Source organism: Paenibacillus ferrarius, from assembly GCF_002027705.1.
Lineage (GTDB): Bacteria > Bacillota > Bacilli > Paenibacillales > NBRC-103111 > Paenibacillus_E > Paenibacillus_E ferrarius.
Genome location: NZ_MBTG01000013.1, coordinates 136,258 through 154,139 on the forward strand (window position 1 = coordinate 136,258; position 17,882 = coordinate 154,139).

Annotated in this window: 17 protein-coding genes and 1 other RNA gene; 8 read left to right on the forward strand and 10 right to left on the reverse strand. The window is 45.4% G+C overall.

Annotation, left to right across the window (positions count from 1 at the left end; translation table 11 throughout):
* Positions 1–31: 31 nt before the first annotated feature.
* Positions 32–565: a TlpA disulfide reductase family protein gene (locus BC351_RS16165; RefSeq protein WP_079413835.1), complete on the reverse strand. Its 534-nt coding sequence runs from the start codon at positions 563–565 to the stop codon at positions 32–34.
* A 135-nt stretch (positions 566–700) separates the two neighbouring features.
* Between BC351_RS16165 and BC351_RS16170 the strand changes: the two genes are divergently transcribed.
* Positions 701–1,924, forward strand: coding sequence for an MFS transporter (locus BC351_RS16170; RefSeq protein WP_079413777.1), 1,224 nt, complete (start codon positions 701–703; stop codon positions 1,922–1,924).
* Between the two features lie 51 nt (positions 1,925–1,975).
* Positions 1,976–2,404, forward strand: coding sequence for a M67 family metallopeptidase (locus tag BC351_RS16175; protein ID WP_079413778.1), 429 nt, complete (start codon positions 1,976–1,978; stop codon positions 2,402–2,404).
* On the opposite strand, the gene BC351_RS16180 is transcribed toward BC351_RS16175, so the two are convergent.
* The 3 genes from BC351_RS16180 to BC351_RS16190 are packed head-to-tail and all read right to left on the reverse strand — an operon-like array spanning position 2,398 to position 5,687.
* Positions 2,398–3,132, reverse strand: a complete 735-nt coding sequence (locus tag BC351_RS16180) for an exonuclease domain-containing protein (protein ID WP_079413779.1) — start codon at positions 3,130–3,132, stop codon at positions 2,398–2,400. The two genes, BC351_RS16175 and BC351_RS16180, sit on opposite strands and share 7 nt — an antisense overlap.
* A 41-nt stretch (positions 3,133–3,173) precedes the next feature.
* The gene (locus BC351_RS16185) at positions 3,174–4,262 is read right to left on the reverse strand and encodes a DUF294 nucleotidyltransferase-like domain-containing protein (RefSeq protein ID WP_079413780.1); all 1,089 of its coding nucleotides are present in this window, start codon (positions 4,260–4,262) and stop codon (positions 3,174–3,176) included.
* 39 nt (positions 4,263–4,301) lie between these two features.
* Positions 4,302–5,687, reverse strand: a complete 1,386-nt coding sequence (locus tag BC351_RS16190; RefSeq protein ID WP_079413781.1) for an ammonium transporter — start codon at positions 5,685–5,687, stop codon at positions 4,302–4,304.
* Between the two features lie 303 nt (positions 5,688–5,990).
* On the opposite strand from BC351_RS16190, the gene BC351_RS16195 reads away from it, so the two are divergent.
* Both BC351_RS16195 and BC351_RS16200 read left to right on the forward strand, forming a co-directional pair.
* Positions 5,991–6,431 carry a MerR family transcriptional regulator gene (locus BC351_RS16195; protein ID WP_079413782.1) on the forward strand — a complete coding sequence of 147 codons (441 nt, stop codon included), beginning with the start codon at positions 5,991–5,993 and terminating at the stop codon, positions 6,429–6,431.
* A 20-nt stretch (positions 6,432–6,451) separates the two neighbouring features.
* Positions 6,452–7,144 carry a zinc metallopeptidase gene (locus BC351_RS16200; protein WP_079413783.1) on the forward strand — a complete coding sequence of 231 codons (693 nt, stop codon included), beginning with the start codon at positions 6,452–6,454 and terminating at the stop codon, positions 7,142–7,144.
* A gap of 72 nt (positions 7,145–7,216) precedes the next feature.
* Here BC351_RS16200 and gltC read toward each other — a convergent pair whose 3' ends face one another.
* Entirely contained in the window at positions 7,217–8,101 is an 885-nt protein-coding gene (gene gltC / locus BC351_RS16205) for a glutamate biosynthesis transcriptional regulator GltC (protein ID WP_079413784.1), read from the reverse strand.
* Between the two features lie 176 nt (positions 8,102–8,277).
* Between gltC and tpx the strand changes: the two genes are divergently transcribed.
* Positions 8,278–8,796: a thiol peroxidase gene (tpx, locus tag BC351_RS16210; RefSeq protein ID WP_079413785.1), complete on the forward strand. Its 519-nt coding sequence runs from the start codon at positions 8,278–8,280 to the stop codon at positions 8,794–8,796.
* Between the two features lie 48 nt (positions 8,797–8,844).
* On the opposite strand, the gene BC351_RS16215 is transcribed toward tpx, so the two are convergent.
* Positions 8,845–9,234 (reverse strand): DUF1499 domain-containing protein, encoded by a 390-nt coding sequence (locus BC351_RS16215; RefSeq protein WP_079413786.1) that lies wholly within the window; start codon positions 9,232–9,234, stop codon positions 8,845–8,847.
* 127 nt (positions 9,235–9,361) lie between these two features.
* Positions 9,362–10,708, reverse strand: a complete 1,347-nt coding sequence (locus BC351_RS16220) for an Nramp family divalent metal transporter (protein ID WP_079413787.1) — start codon at positions 10,706–10,708, stop codon at positions 9,362–9,364.
* A 159-nt stretch (positions 10,709–10,867) separates the two neighbouring features.
* On the opposite strand from BC351_RS16220, the gene BC351_RS16225 reads away from it, so the two are divergent.
* Both BC351_RS16225 and xylB read left to right on the forward strand, forming a co-directional pair.
* Positions 10,868–11,362, forward strand: a complete 495-nt coding sequence (locus BC351_RS16225) for a GNAT family N-acetyltransferase (protein ID WP_079413788.1) — start codon at positions 10,868–10,870, stop codon at positions 11,360–11,362.
* 127 nt (positions 11,363–11,489) lie between these two features.
* On the forward strand, positions 11,490–13,019 hold the full coding sequence (gene xylB / locus BC351_RS16230; RefSeq protein ID WP_079413789.1) for a xylulokinase: 1,530 nt from the start codon (positions 11,490–11,492) through the stop codon (positions 13,017–13,019).
* Positions 13,020–14,174: 1,155 nt separating this feature from the next.
* Here the strand turns inward: xylB and ssrS are convergent.
* The 3 genes from ssrS to cshA form a co-directional block, all read right to left on the reverse strand.
* Positions 14,175–14,356: non-coding RNA, 6S RNA (gene ssrS / locus BC351_RS16235), on the reverse strand.
* Between the two features lie 58 nt (positions 14,357–14,414).
* Positions 14,415–15,239, reverse strand: coding sequence for a YesL family protein (locus BC351_RS16240; protein WP_079413790.1), 825 nt, complete (start codon positions 15,237–15,239; stop codon positions 14,415–14,417).
* Between the two features lie 211 nt (positions 15,240–15,450).
* Positions 15,451–17,064 carry a degradosome RNA helicase CshA gene (cshA, locus tag BC351_RS16245; protein ID WP_079413791.1) on the reverse strand — a complete coding sequence of 538 codons (1,614 nt, stop codon included), beginning with the start codon at positions 17,062–17,064 and terminating at the stop codon, positions 15,451–15,453.
* Between the two features lie 280 nt (positions 17,065–17,344).
* Here cshA and BC351_RS16250 point away from each other — a divergent pair, with 280 nt between their 5' ends.
* Entirely contained in the window at positions 17,345–17,881 is a 537-nt protein-coding gene (locus BC351_RS16250) for a DUF4178 domain-containing protein (RefSeq protein WP_079413792.1), read from the forward strand.
* The last annotated feature ends 1 nt before the right edge of the window (position 17,882 follow it).

The following is a 17,882-nucleotide window of genomic DNA, read 5'->3' on the forward strand; positions in this document are numbered from 1 at the left end:
AGCGCCAAACCGGCCAACTTGCAGCTTTTTTTCACCCTTTAATAAGTTCTGCAATTCTCTTATCCAGCTCCTTGGCCGACAATACGTGGATGACCTCTCGAACAACGCCATTTTTATCGATCAAGAAACTGGTCGGAATAGCCACAACCCGATAGGTCTCCGCATTCGTTCCTTGTTTGTCCAGCAGAACCGGGAATGGATACTTATAAGTCTCTACAAACTTCTTAATATTGTCCATTTTATCACCGGGAGTCACATTGACCGCATACAGATCAAATTGCCCCTGATACTTGTTGTATACATTGACCAGATCCGGCGCCTCTTCCTCGCAAGGACCACACCAGGATGCCCAGAAATTGACCAACAGCGGCTTCTCGCGTTCGCCGCCTATCGAATAGGACTTGCCATCAAGTCCCGTTAGTGTAAAAGATGGCGCTAAGAAATTAACTTGTGGCGCTTGTTCAGTCGGCATTAACGCTTCTTTATTGGCTCGTTGCGCATTTTGATAAATAGCAACCCCTGCTAATATGACAACCAAAACAATTACAAAGATATTTTTTTTCAAAACCATCATCACCCCCCGCTCTGTCTATATTATCTCCAAATCCGCTGAATTTCCAACATCATAATCGTGAACAAAGTATGCTTTCCCCATAATTGGGAAAAGTAAACCTACCTCTCAAGTGGAAAGGAACTCACGATGGATAAAGCAGCTGCAGCAAGCAAAGGCTCAATCTGGGAATATATCGCTCTCGCTACAATCCCGTTGGTCCTAGTATTAGGCAATTCTATGCTCGTCCCTATCTTACCTGACATGCAGGAGAAAATGGGCATTTCACGTTTCCAAAGCTCACTGGTCATCACCTTATTTTCCATAACCGCAGGTCTCATCATTCCCGTGTCAGGGTATTTATCCGATCGCTTCACGCGAAAGGCCGTCATCATCCCTTCGCTCATCGTATACGGCGCAGCAGGCGTTCTGGCAGGCTTCGGAGCGGTTTGGTCCTCCTATCCCGTCTTGATTACAGCGCGAGCGATACAAGGCTTAGGAGCGGCCGGTACAGCCCCTATCGCGATGGCTTTGGTTGGAGATTTGTACAAGGGTGGACAAGCCAGCAAAGCACTAGGTCTCATCGAGGCTTCGAATGGCACAGGCAAAGTCGTAAGCCCCATCATTGGATCTTTATTAGCTTTAATCGTATGGTTTGCACCATTTTTCGCCTTCCCGCTGTTTTGTTTATTAGCCCTGCTTGCCGTTATCTTTCTGATTAAAGAACCGCCTAATGAGAAGAAAGCAGACCCTCTCCCTGTTTATTTACAACAAATCAAAGACATTCTCAAAGAAAAAGGACGTTGGCTGATCCCTGCATTTTTCGCAGGTTCTATTACATTGTTCATCCTTTTTGGCGTGCTTTTTTATCTATCTCAAATATTGGAAGAAGATCCCTACCGCATTGAAGGCGTGCGCAAAGGACTCGTCCTCGCCATTCCGCTCTTAGGCATGGTCATAACCTCCTACACGACAGGTGCGAAAATCAAGCAAAACGGCACGCTCATGCGCTGGCTAATGAACATCGGCCTCATCTTGATGACAGCTTCTTTAGCGTTAGCCATCTTTCTCAATACCAACCTTTACATCTTCATCGGCTTGCTTACTCTAAGCGGTATAGGCACAGGCCTGCTCCTCCCCTGCCTTAACACCTTAATTACAGGCTCTGTAGAACGAGATCAGCGCGGCATGATCACTTCCCTCTACAATAGCCTCCGTTTCATTGGGGTAGCTTTCGGCCCCCCGCTGTTCGGCTGGTTAATGAACATTTCGCACAAAACCATTTTTATTACCGTTTCTTCCATGGCGCTATTGATGCTCATCCTGGTCTTCTTTTGTATTAAACCAAGTGGAGATATGTCGAACAAAGCGTGATATACTTACCTTTATCCCCAATCTTCTTATAAGGGCGAGGCGAATCATACCATGCTTGTACATATTCCCACGGAGCTTTACCAACACTTGGTTAGCTACAGCAGGCTTCAGCTCCCCGAAGAAGCATGCGGCTTCATTTTAGGTACGCAATCAGACAATGATAACGGAGAACGGCACGCTGCTGCATTTGCCCCTTTGCCCAACATTTCGAAACAGCCTCGTACGCAATTCGAGATCAGCCCAACAGCGATGCTGCCATTTCTGCTCGATCAAGAACATCCTGTGATCGGCATTTTTCATTCGCACCCTACGTCGCCGCCTATCCCATCGCACCACGATCTTCAAAGCCTATGGCATACGATCCCAACCTATTGGATTCTCTCCCTGCAACAGCCCGAACAACCCGACCTCCAGCTTTACCAAATAAAAAAAGCCACGCTGACCACCTTTCACAAACTTTCGTTTGTCATCGGTCAGTGATGGCTCAGCAAGGCATAAAGATCGCCTAGGGTGTCTACATTTCTTGATTTGATTTCATCCATAAATCGGGACCAAAGCTGTGCCGTCATCAAGGAATCCTCAAGCGCATGGTGGCGCGTTGTTACGGGTATCTCATAGGCATGCAGCAGCGAATCCAAGCTCAAATTTTTACGCTTCGGCATCAGCCACTTGGCAATCATCATCGTGTCAAGAACGCGGTGAGAGAGGCTGACTTTGGAAGTTCGCCAAAGCGCTGAGTTCAAGAAATTTTTATCATGTCCAGTGGCATGAGCAACCAAGATTCTCTGCCCGACATACTCCAAAAAGTCACTTAATACTCCTATTAATTCAGGGGCCTCAGCCGCCATTTCATTCGTGATGCCAGTTAACTTTTCAATCTCAGTCGGTATTTTGCGTTTCGGGTTTACCAAGCTATAGAAGGTATGATCGTATTGCACTTCTCCGCCGATAACAGAGACACCGCCAAATGAAATAATTTCATCACCATTATAGGGTGAAAAGCCGGTCGTTTCCAAATCAAAAACGATGATTTCCATCGAATGAAGCGGTATTTCAAACAAAGAGTCCTTCCGCTGTTCCTTCAACATAGAACGTATGAATGCCATCTGCTGCGCACTTTGCACATCAAACATAGAGGTAAGGGCAGGTGTCAGACCGCCCATCTTATACAACTGCCACATTCGACCAGCCGGACGCATATCTTTCATCCCGAGTTCCCCCTCCCGCTAATGCTCCAAAACCAAGTATTCTAACCTTTTTCTTTTTCTTTTTCTATGTGTGCACCAATTGATTTCTTCACAAACTTCTGCAATTCAATACCCGTTCGCAAGCAAACTTTGAGTTCTTGTTTAATTTCTTTGGTCAGTTGCTCGCCACTAAGCTTGCCGCGCGTTGTATACAACTCATTTTCCACCTGAAATGGCGTTAAATCTCTCAGCTTGAGCGCGACGTCAAAGGCTGCCTGCCAGTCATTTGCCAAAGATTCAGGAATGTGCGAGTCTCCTTTTAACTGCTTAATTCTTTCCACTGTCGAAGAAGCATGAAGGCCGGCTTGGATGGCAAGCAGTCGAATCCCATTCACTATCGGAATGTAGGCACCATATTTAATATCAAAGCCTCCGGCATCTTCCCCATATCGTTCCGTAATCAGGTGTCCAAATACACCAAGTGATATTTTGTGGTGAAGCGTATTGGATAATAAATCATTCAAAATGCTCGGATGTTCCTTCACATAATCAAGGAATCCTGTTCTGAGCCTGTGAACCAAAGCTTGCGTCCCATAAATGCTGCGCATATCCGCCAAAATAAGCAAATACCGAACATTTTCCCACTCGGGTTCCTGAAACCATGCCAAAACCATGTCCATATAGTCTGAAAATGACTTCCGCCACTGCTTGTTGCTCGAAACAACATTCCCTTCACAAGGAGGATAACCTAGCATTTCAAGCCCTTGAAGAATACAGGCAACTAATTTATTAAAATAAGCTTCAAGCTCATCTTCAGAGTGGTGTTCACTATCTCCATAAATTAATCCGTTATCCTGATCGCTCCAAAGCGTCTGCTCACTGCGCCCTCCACTGCCAAATAAAATAAATGCATAAGGAACAGGCGGTTTTCCATATCCCTCATCCTCTAGGATGTGTTCAGACAATTCAATTGTCCTTTGAATAAGGGCATCATGGATTTGGTTCACCTGTCGCCCAAGAGCTGGTGAATGAGATAAAAGGAGATGCTCCCGAATCATCTCATGCACCTGATCTCTGGTTATGCGCATCTCATCAAATTGTTCGGATTGATAGATACGTTCCAGGATCTGTTCCATTGAGAGATGATTCATGTTGCATCCCCTTTGCTCTAGTAGAAAGTGTATGTGATATTAAACGGACACGCCGTTTTGAGCTGCTTTTTTCATTTGTTCCGGGTAACCGTAAGAACCATGTTCAGACAGATCGAGACCGATAATTTCTTCTTCTTCTGTAACACGAAGACCTACAGTTGCTTTCAGAATACCTAAGATAATGAAGGAAAGAACAAGCACGAAAGCCAATGCACCGAATACGCCTAACGCTTGAATACCCAATTGGTGTAAGCCGCCGCCATAGAATAAGCCTGCACCACCAACGCCAACTTTCGCAGAAAGCTCAGGCGTAGCGAACAATCCAGTGGAAAGTGTACCCCAGATACCCGCGATACCATGTACGGAGAACGCGTAGATCGGATCGTCGATTCCAGCTCTTTCGAACCATTGCGCTGTGAAGAAAGTAACAATACCGGCAACTGCACCAATGACGATAGCTGCCCATGTATCTACGAACGCACACGCCGCCGTGATGGCAACAAGCGCTGCAAGAACACCGTTCAACATACTAGGAATATCCGCTTTGCCAAAGTACATCCAGGAAATAATCAGAGCAGCAACACCGCCCGCCGCAGCAGCCATATTCGTTGTCAAAGCGATGTAACCGAAGAATCCGTCACCCATAGCACTCAAAGTACTGCCTGGGTTGAAACCGAACCAACCGATCCAAAGAATGATGACACCTAGAACAGATAAGACTTGGTTATGACCGGGAATCAAGTTTGGCGTTTTATCTTTATTATATTTGCCAATACGTGGTTTCAACAAGATCGTTGCTACTAACGCTGCAGTTGCGCCTTGTAAGTGAACAACCGTGGAACCCGCGAAATCCTGCATACCCAATTTACTCAACCAACCGCCGCCCCATACCCAGTGAGCTACGATCGGATAAATCACGACTGTGAAAAGAATTCCGAAGATGAAATAGACAGGAAGTTTCGCTCTTTCCGCAAATCCGCCCCACGCAATCGCCAAGGATACACCCGCGAAAGCTAATTGGAACAAGAACTTGATGCCGATCGGCACATCAGAAGCTGACAACGATCCGAAAGCGGCAGTCGCTTGATCTTCTAAACCTGTAACGAAGAACCCTGTCGTTCCGAAGAAGGCATTTCCGTCACCGAAGGCAAACCCGAAACCTACCGCCCAGAAAGCGATGGCGCATAATCCGAAAGTTAAAATTGTTTTACCGGCTACGTGGCCGGCATTTTTCATTCTAGTTGACCCTGCTTCTAATAAGGCAAATCCAGCTTGCATAAAGATAACTAAAATTGCAGCTAACATGACCCAAACAGCATCGATAGCACTTTGAAGTTGGGGTATCGTTGCTTCATCTGCAGCAAATGCGAGAGTAGGGAACAATAATGCCATAACGCCGAAAGCTAACAACAACTTCTTAACCATACGACCACTTCCTTTAATGTTAGATTAAGTAACATGTAATGAAACTCTTATTGTCATTATATACAGGTTATTTGGGTTTGACAATAGGATTTTCGCTATAAAATAGAAAAAAACGAAAAATAACCTGACATGAATCAGGCATAATTCGTGTTTTAGCACATTGGATCCCCAAAATGACCCGAATTCAATAAAAAAGCAATGTCAGCTTTTCCAAGCATCACGTTTGACTGTACGGTTTGTAATCAGGTATCATTACTATATGAAGGAAGTCGTACATACCATTGGAGTAGAGGTGAACTTATTATGGGGAATGAGAAACTTTATAAAATCGGAGAACTTGCCAAACTTGCCGATGTCAGTCCTCGAACCATTGATTACTACACCAAGTTGGAGTTGATTGAGCCGGAGAAAAGATCTGATACAAACTATCGTCTTTACAGTGATGAAACCTTGAATCGATTGAAACGTATTGAAACAATGAAGAACGAGAAATATACCTTAGAGGAAATCAAAGCGCACTTACAGCAATGGAGCAAAGTATCACCCGATGATACAGTGAGAGATAAGCTGACATCTCTCCAGCTTCATCTTGAACAGTTAATGAAGGAAGCCAAAGAGCTTGGGCCAATTATTAGCCAATTGAAGCCTAACCAAATGAAAAAGCTGTACCGCATCTTAACGCAGCCCACCGCAGCTTGTATTGAAGCATTAATTGTTCTTCTAGGTAAAAATCCGTTCTCATAACGAAATCGGAGGCGTGTCTTATGTTCTATTTTCATCCAATGGATTTTCTCATCATTATCGCTTTCATCCTTTCCATGTGGGCCTCGTTCCGGGTTAGAGGAACGTTCAACAAATGGTCCACAGTCCCTGTGTACTCGGGAATGACCGGTGCACAAGCAGCGCGGCGCATGCTCGACGCTAACGGACTCTACGATGTCCCTGTAGAGGCTGTGCCTGGCAGGCTGACAGACCACTACGATCCGTTGGCCAAAGTCGTTCGATTATCTGAACCTGTTTATTACGAAAGCTCAATATCAGCCATCTCCGTCGCCTGTCATGAGGTTGGGCATGCCATTCAGCACAAAGTGCATTACCCTATGCTCGTCGCAAGACACCGGATGTTTCCGGTTGTTAATTTCGCTTCCGGCGTCGCTCCTTTGCTTATCCTTGCCGGCTTCATTTTTCAGCAGATTCCATGGCTGCTTGGCCTAGGTATCATTTTCTTCGCAGCCGCCGTTGCTTTCCAATTAGTAACATTGCCCGTGGAATTCAATGCGAGTTCAAGAGCTCGCGATTTGATGGTAGCCGAGGGCTTCATATCGAATGAAGAAGAGCGCGGCGTCGCCAAAGTGCTTAATGCAGCAGCACTTACGTATGTGGCTGCAGCACTGATCTCAGTCCTTGAGCTTCTGAAATATATCATGATATTCAGCGGACGCAACAATAACGATTAAACCAAACAAAAAGATCTCCAAGTGATGTGCGATCGCACTCACGAGGAGATCTTTTTTGGGATTAACACGGGTTTATTGAAAATACTCATGAAGAAACCGTCTGAACACTTCTGCCACAAGTGGAAGCTTCTCGCCTTTCCGACAAATCAAACCAACCGTCCGAGTCACCTGAGGATCCGTTACCCGAATCTTGGTCGGCTGCATTTGACCCCCTTCCATCAGAGCCATGGAAGGAAGCAAGCTAACGCCCATTCCTGCGGCTACAAGTCCGCGAATCGTATCCGTTTCCTCGCCCTCGAATTCAATTTTCGGAACGAAGCCTGCTTTAAGACAAGCCTCCATCACGATCGTACGCAGCGTATACTCTTCACTGAACATGACAAAGGACTCATGCTTCAGCTGCTCTAACCGGATCGACGTATACTCAGCCAAAATATGATTAGCCGGAATAATTGCATATAATTCTTCCGTAAGCAGAATTTCACCGGTAACATGCTCATGAGACTCCGGAAATGGCGAGATAAAGGCTAGATCAATCTCTCCCCGCGTAACATCGCGTATTAAGGAAGCGTACGTTCCTTGACGCAATCTAAACTTTACATTTGGATGATCCTTTTTAAAGGACGCAATAACAGCAGGTAGTAAATTGATCACCAAACTGTGCGGAAATCCAATGCGTATTTCCCCGGCTTCAGGGTCCAGAAACTCATGCATCTCTCCCACCGCTCGTTCAAGATCAGTCAAGATCCCTTCGATTCGGCTTAAAAACAGATGCCCCACTGAAGTCAGCTGCAAATTGCGGCCTTTTTGAACAAATAAATTCACACCAAGCTCTTCTTCCAATAAATGAATCTGACGGCTAACAGCGGACTGTGCAACATGCATTTCTTCAGCCGCTTGGGTCACGTGCTGCTTTCTTGCTACTTTAACGAAGTATTGCAATTGTCTTAATTCCACCTGTTTGAATCCCCCGAGTTTTCTTACATTATGAATGAATTTGCAATCATGGAGCTGAATCCTGCTTTATGCTTCTAAATTATAGCCTCACACCAGCGATTGGACAACCTAAGTTCAAAAAGCTTATAATAGATAGGTTGTTAATTAGCATGGAAAATAAAGGAGGAACTGTTCAAATGGCTCAAGAACGTACTGGTGTTGCTACCCTTAAAAGCAATCCGATTACTTTGGTAGGACCCGAAATTAAAGTTGGTGACAAAGCACCAAACTTCACAGTGAACAAAGATTTGATGACGCAAGTTTCCCTTGCAGACTATGCTGGTAAAGTAAAATTGATCAGCGTTGTCCCTTCCTTGGATACAGGCGTATGCGATGCGCAAACGCGTCGTTTCAACGAAGAAGCAGCTGGCCTTGGCGACAACGTAGCTGTTCTAACAATCAGTGTAGACCTTCCTTTTGCACAATCCCGCTGGTGCGGTGCTGCCGGTATCGATAAAGTCGTGACTTTGTCCGACTACAAAACAAAATCCTTTGGCGAAGCTTATGGCGTATTGATCAAAGAGCTTCAATTGGATATGCGCTCCATTTTCGTTATCGACGCTAATGACACTGTTCAATACGTTGAATACCTTGGCGAAATGACAGCTCACCCTAACTATGAAGCGGCTGTAGAAGCTGTTAAAAAATTAGTTTAATAGACACAAATAAAACAGCAAGGAGGCCTAGCTTCCCTGCTGTTTTTGTTATCCTTCAATCTTATATGAGGCAAGCTTACGATCTAATTGTTTGTAAATATCTATAATGGTGCGGTAATTGGAGCCCAGGTCACCCATAGACCCTCGGGAAGCCGAATAAATATCTACCGCTGTTTTTACCGGGTTAATTCCAAATAACGTTAAGGTAACATCTTGTGTTCGCCCCGTCATCGTCTTGCGTTCTGCTAGAATTTCACCAACATTTTGAACTTCGTGAAGAAGCTTGTAACCCGGTGTTTTCTTCAAAACAGCCGTTACTTCTTCCCAAACCTGATCTTTTGGAAGCTTATAATATCTTGTTTTAAGCAAAGGATCTTTGGCTTTATCTCCGGTCGTTTCATGACTGCGAAGTAATCCTATTAAAGTTCTCTTAAGCAAAAGCCTTTTCCCCCTTCAATGAAGTGCATCTAGACCGCATGCCATTTCTACACTGCTCTCTATCTTACCATTGTTTAGGCCTAAGAAAAAGAGGGAAAATGAAATCAGGGGGATTCACGCTATTTAATTACCCAAATATAGTGGTATACAACAAGTAAGCATTCAATCCTGCAATGATGACGGCCACGATCCAACTTAAAATAACCATCCATTTTGGCGTTACGAGCACACCCATTTTTTTACGGTCAGAAGTAAACTTAACTAATGGAATAACTGCAAAAGATAATTGCAAAGATAAAATAACTTGACTGAGAATAAGTAAATCGGTCGCACCTCTCTCACCGTAGATCCCAATCACGATGACAGCTGGCACAATGGCGATCATTCTCGTAATTAAGCGGCGCAGCCATGGCGATAACCGGATATTCAGAAAGCCTTCCATGACAATTTGCCCAGCTAACGTCCCTGTTAATGTAGAATTTTGCCCCGAAGCCAAGAGAGCCACTGCAAAGAGAATACTGGCCGCTCCTGTTCCTAGCATAGGCCCAAGAAGATGGTATGCATCTTGAATTTCGGCAACTTCTTTGCCTGCGGAATGGAAAGCTGCCGCGGACAAGATCAGAATCGCCGCATTAACGAACAAGGCCAGCATCAAGGCAACCGTTGTATCAATTGTCGAAAATTTAATAGCTTCTCGTTTTCCTTCAATCGTTGGTTCAATTTTACGAGTTTGCACAATCGAAGAATGCAAATACAAATTATGAGGCATAACGGTTGCCCCTAGTATACCCAAAGCAATATATAACATAGCCGGGTTGGAAATAATCTCTGTTCTTGGAATAAAGCCAGCAGCTACAGCTGCAAAGTCAGGTCTAGAAAAAATGAGTTCCATAACAAAACAAATAACGATAAGTGCCATCAAACTAATAACCATCGCTTCAATATAGCGAAAACCTTTTTTCTGCAGAAGAAGTACCAGCAATACATCGATCGATGTAAGTATAACGCCGTATATAAGCGGCATCCCAAATAATAGATTCAAAGCAATCGCGGCACCAATCACTTCCGCCAAATCACAAGCTGCGATCGCAAGCTCGCATAATATCCACAGAGCGAATGAGACCGGCTTACTATAATGATCACGACAAGCTTGCGCTAAATCCCGTCCTGTGACAATACCAAGACGCCCAGACAAGGCTTGCAGGAGAATAGCCATTAAGTTGGAAATTAAGATGACAGACAAAAGTGTATACCCGAATTGAGAACCGCCTGCCAAATCTGTTGCCCAGTTGCCCGGGTCCATATAACCTACTGCTACGAGATACCCAGGACCCACAAAGGCCAGTAATTTACGGAAAAATCCTGCTTTCTTAGGGACATTCATACTGTGATGAACTTCAGGCAGACTTGGCATAGAAGACTTACTCTTCCATCCATTCGGCTCATGCTCTGGTTTTTTATAGGCTGCTTCCATGTTTATCTTCCTTCTTTCTCTAGACCAATAATGTTGTACTAAGGAAACTTATTAATATGGATTATACTACATAAATTTATTATATGCTATAGGTAAACAGTTATGTGCGAATGAAATAGTTTTTACCATGGGAAAAATTAATTGAGGAGCTGCCTACAAATGCTGATACGCCCCGTTATTACCGACCTTGAAGTTATTAAGGCCTATGAGATAGAAAGAACTGTCTTTACCCAAGAGTCCGCTGCCAGCCTGGAAGCTTTTCAAATGAGGAAGACCATTTTCGGTCCCTATTTTCTTGTGGCTGAAACCGAGTCAACTTCACAAATCGTTGGAGTAACCAACGGAATAAAGCTAAGCCACATGGATTTATCGGATGAAAGTATTAAACAAGCGAGTGAATATGAAGTCGACGGATCCTATTTTTGCATCCTCACGATTGCTGTTCACCCCTCTCACCAAAGGCAAGGAATTGCTTCCGCACTGCTCAAACGCATTATTCAAATAGCTCAAGAAGATCAATTGAAAGGTATCGTTCTCATGTGCGAAGAACATCTGATCTCTTTCTACGAGAAGCATGGATTTCGTTACATCATGCCTTCGAACTCTTCACATGGAGGCATTCAGTGGCATGAAATGAATTTCATTTGGAAATAAATTGTTCCGCCAAAGAAGGATTTTTCTGTCTTTCTGCGAATATAGTATATGAACAATCTTTGTATATTTAATAAACAAACAAAGATATTAAGGATATCCATACTTAACTAACAAAGGGTGAATCTTCATGTCGTATTTTATGGGCTTGGATTTAGGAACTTCCGCAATCAAATGCATTCTCGTGGATGCCGACGGTCATGTCATCGGCAGTCATAGCGTTGAATATCCGCTTCAACAGCCATTCCCCGGCTGGGCGGAGCAGCACCCGGAAGATTGGTGGAACGCCACCGTAGAAGGAATTCGCGCGTTATTAGCGAAGACGAACACCGCCGGCGAGGCGATCTCCGGCATTGGCTTCTCCGGCCAGATGCATGGGTCGGTCTTCTTAGATGAAGCGCAGCAGGTTATCCGTCCTGCGCTGCTCTGGTGCGACCAGCGCACAGCAGAGCAGTGCGCATACATCGAATCGACCGTCGGCGAAGCCGAGCTTGGTCGATTGACAGGCAATCGGGCGCTGACAGGCTTCACAGCGCCCAAGGTCATTTGGCTCCGGCAGCACGAGCCGGAGCACTACGCGCGTGTTCGGCATCTGCTGCTGCCGAAGGACTACGTCAGGCTGCGCCTGACGGGTGCGTTCGGCATGGATGTCGCCGACGCCAGCGGCACCCTGCTGCTCGACGTGGCTGAGCGCAGCTGGTCACAGACCGTCGCTGAGCGGCTGGACATCCCGCTCGCGTGGCTGCCGCCGCTCTTCGAGTCCGGCGACATTGCCGGGCACCTGCTGCCGGAAGCCGCCAGCTTGACCGGCCTTGCCGCCGGCACGCCCATAGTTGCCGGTGGCGGCGACCAAGCTTGCGGCGCCGTAGGCGTTGGCGTCGTGCGCCAAGGCATCGCCTCCGTGGCGCTCGGCACGTCCGGTGTCGTCTTCGTACATGACGACACCTACCAAGTGGATGAAGCGTACCGGCTTCATTCCTTCTGTCACGGCGTGCCAGGCAAATGGCACCGCATGGGGGTAATGCTGGCAGCCGGCGGCTCGTTCCAGTGGTGGCGCAACCACTTTGCGCACGAAGAGCTGGAGCGTGCGCAGCAGGAAGGCAAGGACGTCTATGAAATCTTGACGTCTGAGGCAGCCACTGCTCCCCTGGGAAGTGAAGGATTGTTGTTCCTTCCCTATTTATCCGGGGAGCGCACACCACATCCGGATCCGAAGGCCCGCGGCGCCTTCATTGGCCTTAACCTGCGCCACGGAAAAGCACATCTCACCCGCGCCGTTCTCGAGGGCATCACTTTCGGTCTCCGTGATTCGATGCAATTAGTCCGCGAATCCGGGATTGAAGTGACGGAGCTGCGCGTGAGCGGCGGCGGCGCAAGAAGCCCTTTCTGGCGTCAGATGATCGCCGACATCTTCGGCATCCCTGTCGTTACGGTTAACTCGACAGACGGACCGGCCTACGGCGCTGCTATCATGGCCGCTTCCGGTGTGCTGGGCATTGACATTACCACCCTATGCGACAAATGGATTCGCGTTACCGATCGTGTAGAACCAAATCAGGAAAATCAGCAGCAATACGATACTTATTACCAAATTTATCGTGGATTATATGGCACACTTCAGCATACTTTCCACCAGTTAAGCGAATTGGCTGGACATTAGTTTGCCATGAAGACTACGCCTTCATAACCAGTGGTAAGCCACAGCGCTTTTACTGATTCATCCCTAAGAGCTGGGATCAACCACGCAAGCGCATAGACATTTGGCCAACTAAGGAAAATTATATAAAAATTCTCGCCAAGGGAACTAGAGTACGCTATTTGACTCAAAATCCAATATTTGCAGCCGAAAGGGAACTATGTTCCCTTATTCCACCACTCTCAGGTGAATTTTCGGTAAATTAGACAAAATAGCGGATCCTAGTTCCGTCTAACTACCCAAACGACTGTTTGGGTGACGAATAAGGGAACATAGTTCCCTTGCATCAAAATCTTGCATTCAGATTGATTTAATCCAGTCAATTTGTTGAAGCAACTTGAGTCGCTTGAGCTACTCGAAGTCGCTTGAGCTACTCGGAATCACTTTGGCTACTTGAGTCACTCTAGCTACCTCGGAGTCACATTGGCTACTTGGAGTCACTCTAGCTACTCAGAGTCACATTGGCTGCTTGGAGTCACTTGAACTACTCGGAGTCACTTTGGCTACTTGGAGTCACTTGAGCTACTCGGAGTCACATTGGCTACTTGGAGTCGCTTGTGTTACTCGAAGTCGCTTGAGCAACTTGAATCGCTTGAGCTGCTCGGAGTCACTTTGGCTACTCGGAGTCGCTTGAGCTACTCGAAGTCACTTGAGCTTCTTGGAGCCTCTTTGGCTACTCGAAGTCGCTTTGGCTACTTAAAGTCACCTTATCTACTGGTGTCCCTTTAGCTACTTGGAGTCACTTGAGCTACTCCGAGTCACTTTAGCTACTCGGAGTCACATTGGCTAATCGGAGTCACTTTAGCTATTGGAGTCACTATAGCTATTGGAGTCACTTTAGCTACTGGAGTCACTTGAACTAGTTGGAGCCGCTTTGGCTACTTGGAGTCGCTTGTGTCACTCGAAGTCACTTAAGCTACTTAGAGTCACTTTAACTGCTCGAAGTCGCTTCTGTTACTCAAGCTCAATTGGAGTCACAACTAATCAGCCACATCCCCCTCCCGCCAACAAAATTAAGCATGTGGCAAGCTCCCCCCCATAACACCAAAAAAAACCTTGAATCCATTAAACGGATTCAAGGCTTTATTAATTACACTCATAAGCACAAAAATAGGCACAAAAAAACCCGCCTATGCCGTCCGGTTTTGGTGCTTCAAACCCGCTCTCGCAGGTGGGTGTCCGCAGAAGTGTATTTGAGGTCCCCTTTCGAGGGCATGTCAGCCACACTTCAATGTAGGTCTCCCTAGAAACAGTCATTGGTTTAAAACAACTTAAAACCGTTACGAACATCGCAGGATTCTTTTGTAGTTCTTATTATAGTGCCCAGCGAGCTGATTATCAACTGGCTGGGATTATTCTCTATTCTTTGTGGGAATCCTCTTTTTTATGCAAACTAATTTCGATATCGTTTTTTTCGCTCTCAACTTCACCTAGCTCTTGTTCTTCCTGAGCCTCAGCCAGTTTCTGCTGTTCCTTCTCCTCTAGCTGCTGCTGCTTGATTTGCAGCTTAGTAAAGCTTCGGTTGAATTGCCAGAAAGAGAACGTAGCCATAATACTACCCATAAAAAACACGACAAGGAAGAAATTGAACTTCGTCACACAAATATAAAAGATCACACCATTACAAATTAACAACACGATCGAATTAACCGGGTTACCAATTGTAATCAGAATCGAATTCTTCAGTATTTGAAAAATCTTCATGTGCAAATGCACCATAATTGAGAAGAAATTAAACAAGGAAATAAGAATAATGACCGTGAACGCAATAAACAAAACGGCCAATACGCGCAGCGTGCTTCCCTGCTTCAAATAAAAGAAGTAGTTTACGGCAATAACTACGAAAATGATAACAAAGAAAATGCCGCCAACCATGCTTTGCAGGTAATTTTCTTTATATCCACGGAAGTAGGTTTTCAGTAATGGCACATCTTCTTCACCTGTGACCCATTTCCTTGCTACTGTGAACATGGCTGAGGTTGCCGGAAATAAAGTAAACGGTGCCAAAATAGCCAATATCGGTAACATCGACTTCAGAGCATCAGGTGATTGACTCACCAAACCCATAAATGCAAAAAAGAAAACCGGAATCGAACATACGAGCCAGAGCAGATTGATCACCGATAGGCGCATTATCCATTCTGATATTCTGTATAGTCCTCCCATAACACCTCTAAACTCCAAAACCGTTTCCTCCTTAGCGTCTCCTTAATGGAAACTTTCTACGTTGATGTTATAACCCAACTTTAACGGAACTTGTCTTGCTTCACGATATGGTTTAATTATAGCCTATTTTTCAGTTTATAGGTAGACGTCTGGTCGTTATAGGTGCTTCCAAAAATGAAAAGGCGAAAATCCTCATGAGGATCTTCGCCTTTTATTTGGGTACTAACCCTTATTTGTTTACAAGTGTATCTTCGCTTTTGCGAGGAGCTCTGGAACGATCACGGTTTCCGGAATTGTTGCTGCCGTATTCGCGATTTCTGGAAGAGGAACTGCTTCCGCCTTCTCTGTTTGAACCGTAGTCTCTGCTATCTTTGCGCGGGTAACGGGAGTTCGAGCTGCTGGAGCCGGAGTTGTATCCGCCACCTTGACGACGATCGCCTGAACCTGATGAGCTGGACCCTGAACCGTATCCACCACCAACGCGTCGGCCTGAGCTGCGCACGTCGAATTTTTTCTTTCTTGCACGAATCGGATCTTCTGGTGTTAACTCAATATTAGTTTCCTTTTTGTCGCCTGTCAGAAGCTTCATCGCTGCTGCAAGAAGATTAACGGAATCATATTGCTCCAACATTTGAATAGCAAGACCTTTGAATTCACCATGCGTATCGTTTTGCAATACATCAAGAATACGCTCAGCTGTCATTTTTTGTTTACCTTCGATGGCTTCAGCCAAGCTAGGCAAAGGTTTTTTGCTAATTTTGTGGCGCGTCACTTTCTCAATGAAGTGCAAGTGATCGATTTCTCTTGGTGTTACGAACGTCCAAGCCGTACCTTCTTTACCTGCGCGGCCTGTACGACCAATACGGTGAACATAGCTTTCAGGATCTTGCGGAAGGTCAAAGTTAATTACGTGCGTTACGCCAGATACGTCTAGACCACGCGCCGCGACATCCGTAGCAACCAATACATCAATGCTGCCGTCACGGAATTTACGCATTACGTTATCACGTTGATTTTGGGATAAGTCACCATGTAGCCCTTCAGCTGCATAGCCTCTTTTTTGCAAAGCTTCTGCTAATTCGTCAACACGGCGTTTCGTACGACCGAAGATGATCGCAAGATCCGGAGCTTCCATATCGATCAAACGGCTAAGTGCTTCGAATTTTTGTTTTTCATGTAATTCAATGTAAGCTTGGTCAATCAATGGCGCGCTGACTTGTTTAGGAATGACCGAAACATGCTCAGGGTTGCGAAGGAATTGTTGAGCCAATTTTTGAATATTAGCTGGCATCGTTGCCGAGAACAACATCGTGTGACGCTCTTCCGGTACTAATTTGAGGATAGATTGGATATCATCCATGAAGCCCATATCGAGCATTTCATCTGCTTCATCCAAAATGACCGTTTGTACGTCATCTAACTTGATCGTTTTGCGGTTGATATGGTCAAGCAAACGACCTGGCGTACCGATAATGATTTGCGGTTTCTTTTTCAAAGCGCGAATTTGCTTAACGATATCCTGTCCACCGTAGATTGGTAAAGAACGAATGCCTTTGAAACGACCGAGTTTTTCAATCTCTTCCGCAACCTGGATGGCAAGTTCCCGTGTTGGACACATAATAAGAGCAGAAATGCGCTCTTCTTTGGTATTGATTTTGTGAATTAGCGGAATACCGAAAGCAGCTGTTTTCCCTGTTCCTGTTTGCGCTTGACCGATCAAATCCCGGCCTTCCATGGCTAACGGGATCGTTTTTTCTTGAATTGGTGTGGACTCTTCAAAACCCATCTCCGTAACAGCGCGTAAAATCGCCGGCTCTAAACCAAACTCTTGAAATGTTTTCAAATAAATTCAATCTCCTTTTGTACAGGGCAGGCTAATGCCTTGTATCTTTTTTACCCTTAAGTACGACTTCCTATCCGTATCTATAGTTTCTTGGTGGAATACACTTTCGATTCATCATCTTCCATGATCCAATTGGCCGCCCTTAAGAACATCTAAAATATTATAGCACAAGTTATATACACATTTCCAGAGGCTACTTTCAAATTGGGAACGAAACCTTCCGTATAATCAAAGCGTATTACATGGTAGTACAATAATCGGAACAGAGGAGAGTTTTATTATGTCCATATTTAAACGAGTTGGCAGCATTCTGCGCAGCAATAAAGATGTCCCTCCTACAACACCTGTTGGCAACCCACTGGAAGATGCTCGAGTTGGAGATATCGTCAGTGTAGACTTAGAAGAATATGTCGTATCTGGCAAGGCCATTTATTTTGACCGCGGTTTTGCTCCACATCGTTACGCTTATTATTTGCAAAGTGGCAAAAATATTCAGTGTCTAATCGTGGAAAAAGGGCGAACCTATGACTGTTTCATTTGCAGCTTTATCGAAGGCGCGCTTGATGATCCGAATGATGTGCCTACACGCCTTGAACTAGATGAAAATGTGACCTTTGATTTGGAGTATCATCGCAATGATGTGACTCGGACGGAAGGCAACACCGATTTCCGCAATGGGGATGATGTTATCTTCTGGCGCTATTTCGGACCCGATCAACGCTTTTTCTTCCTCCAATGGCAAGATGGGAAATTCATTGCGCTTGAAGGTGAACGAACACCTGGCAATCAGATCAAATTTTTAAAATCGACGCCCTAAA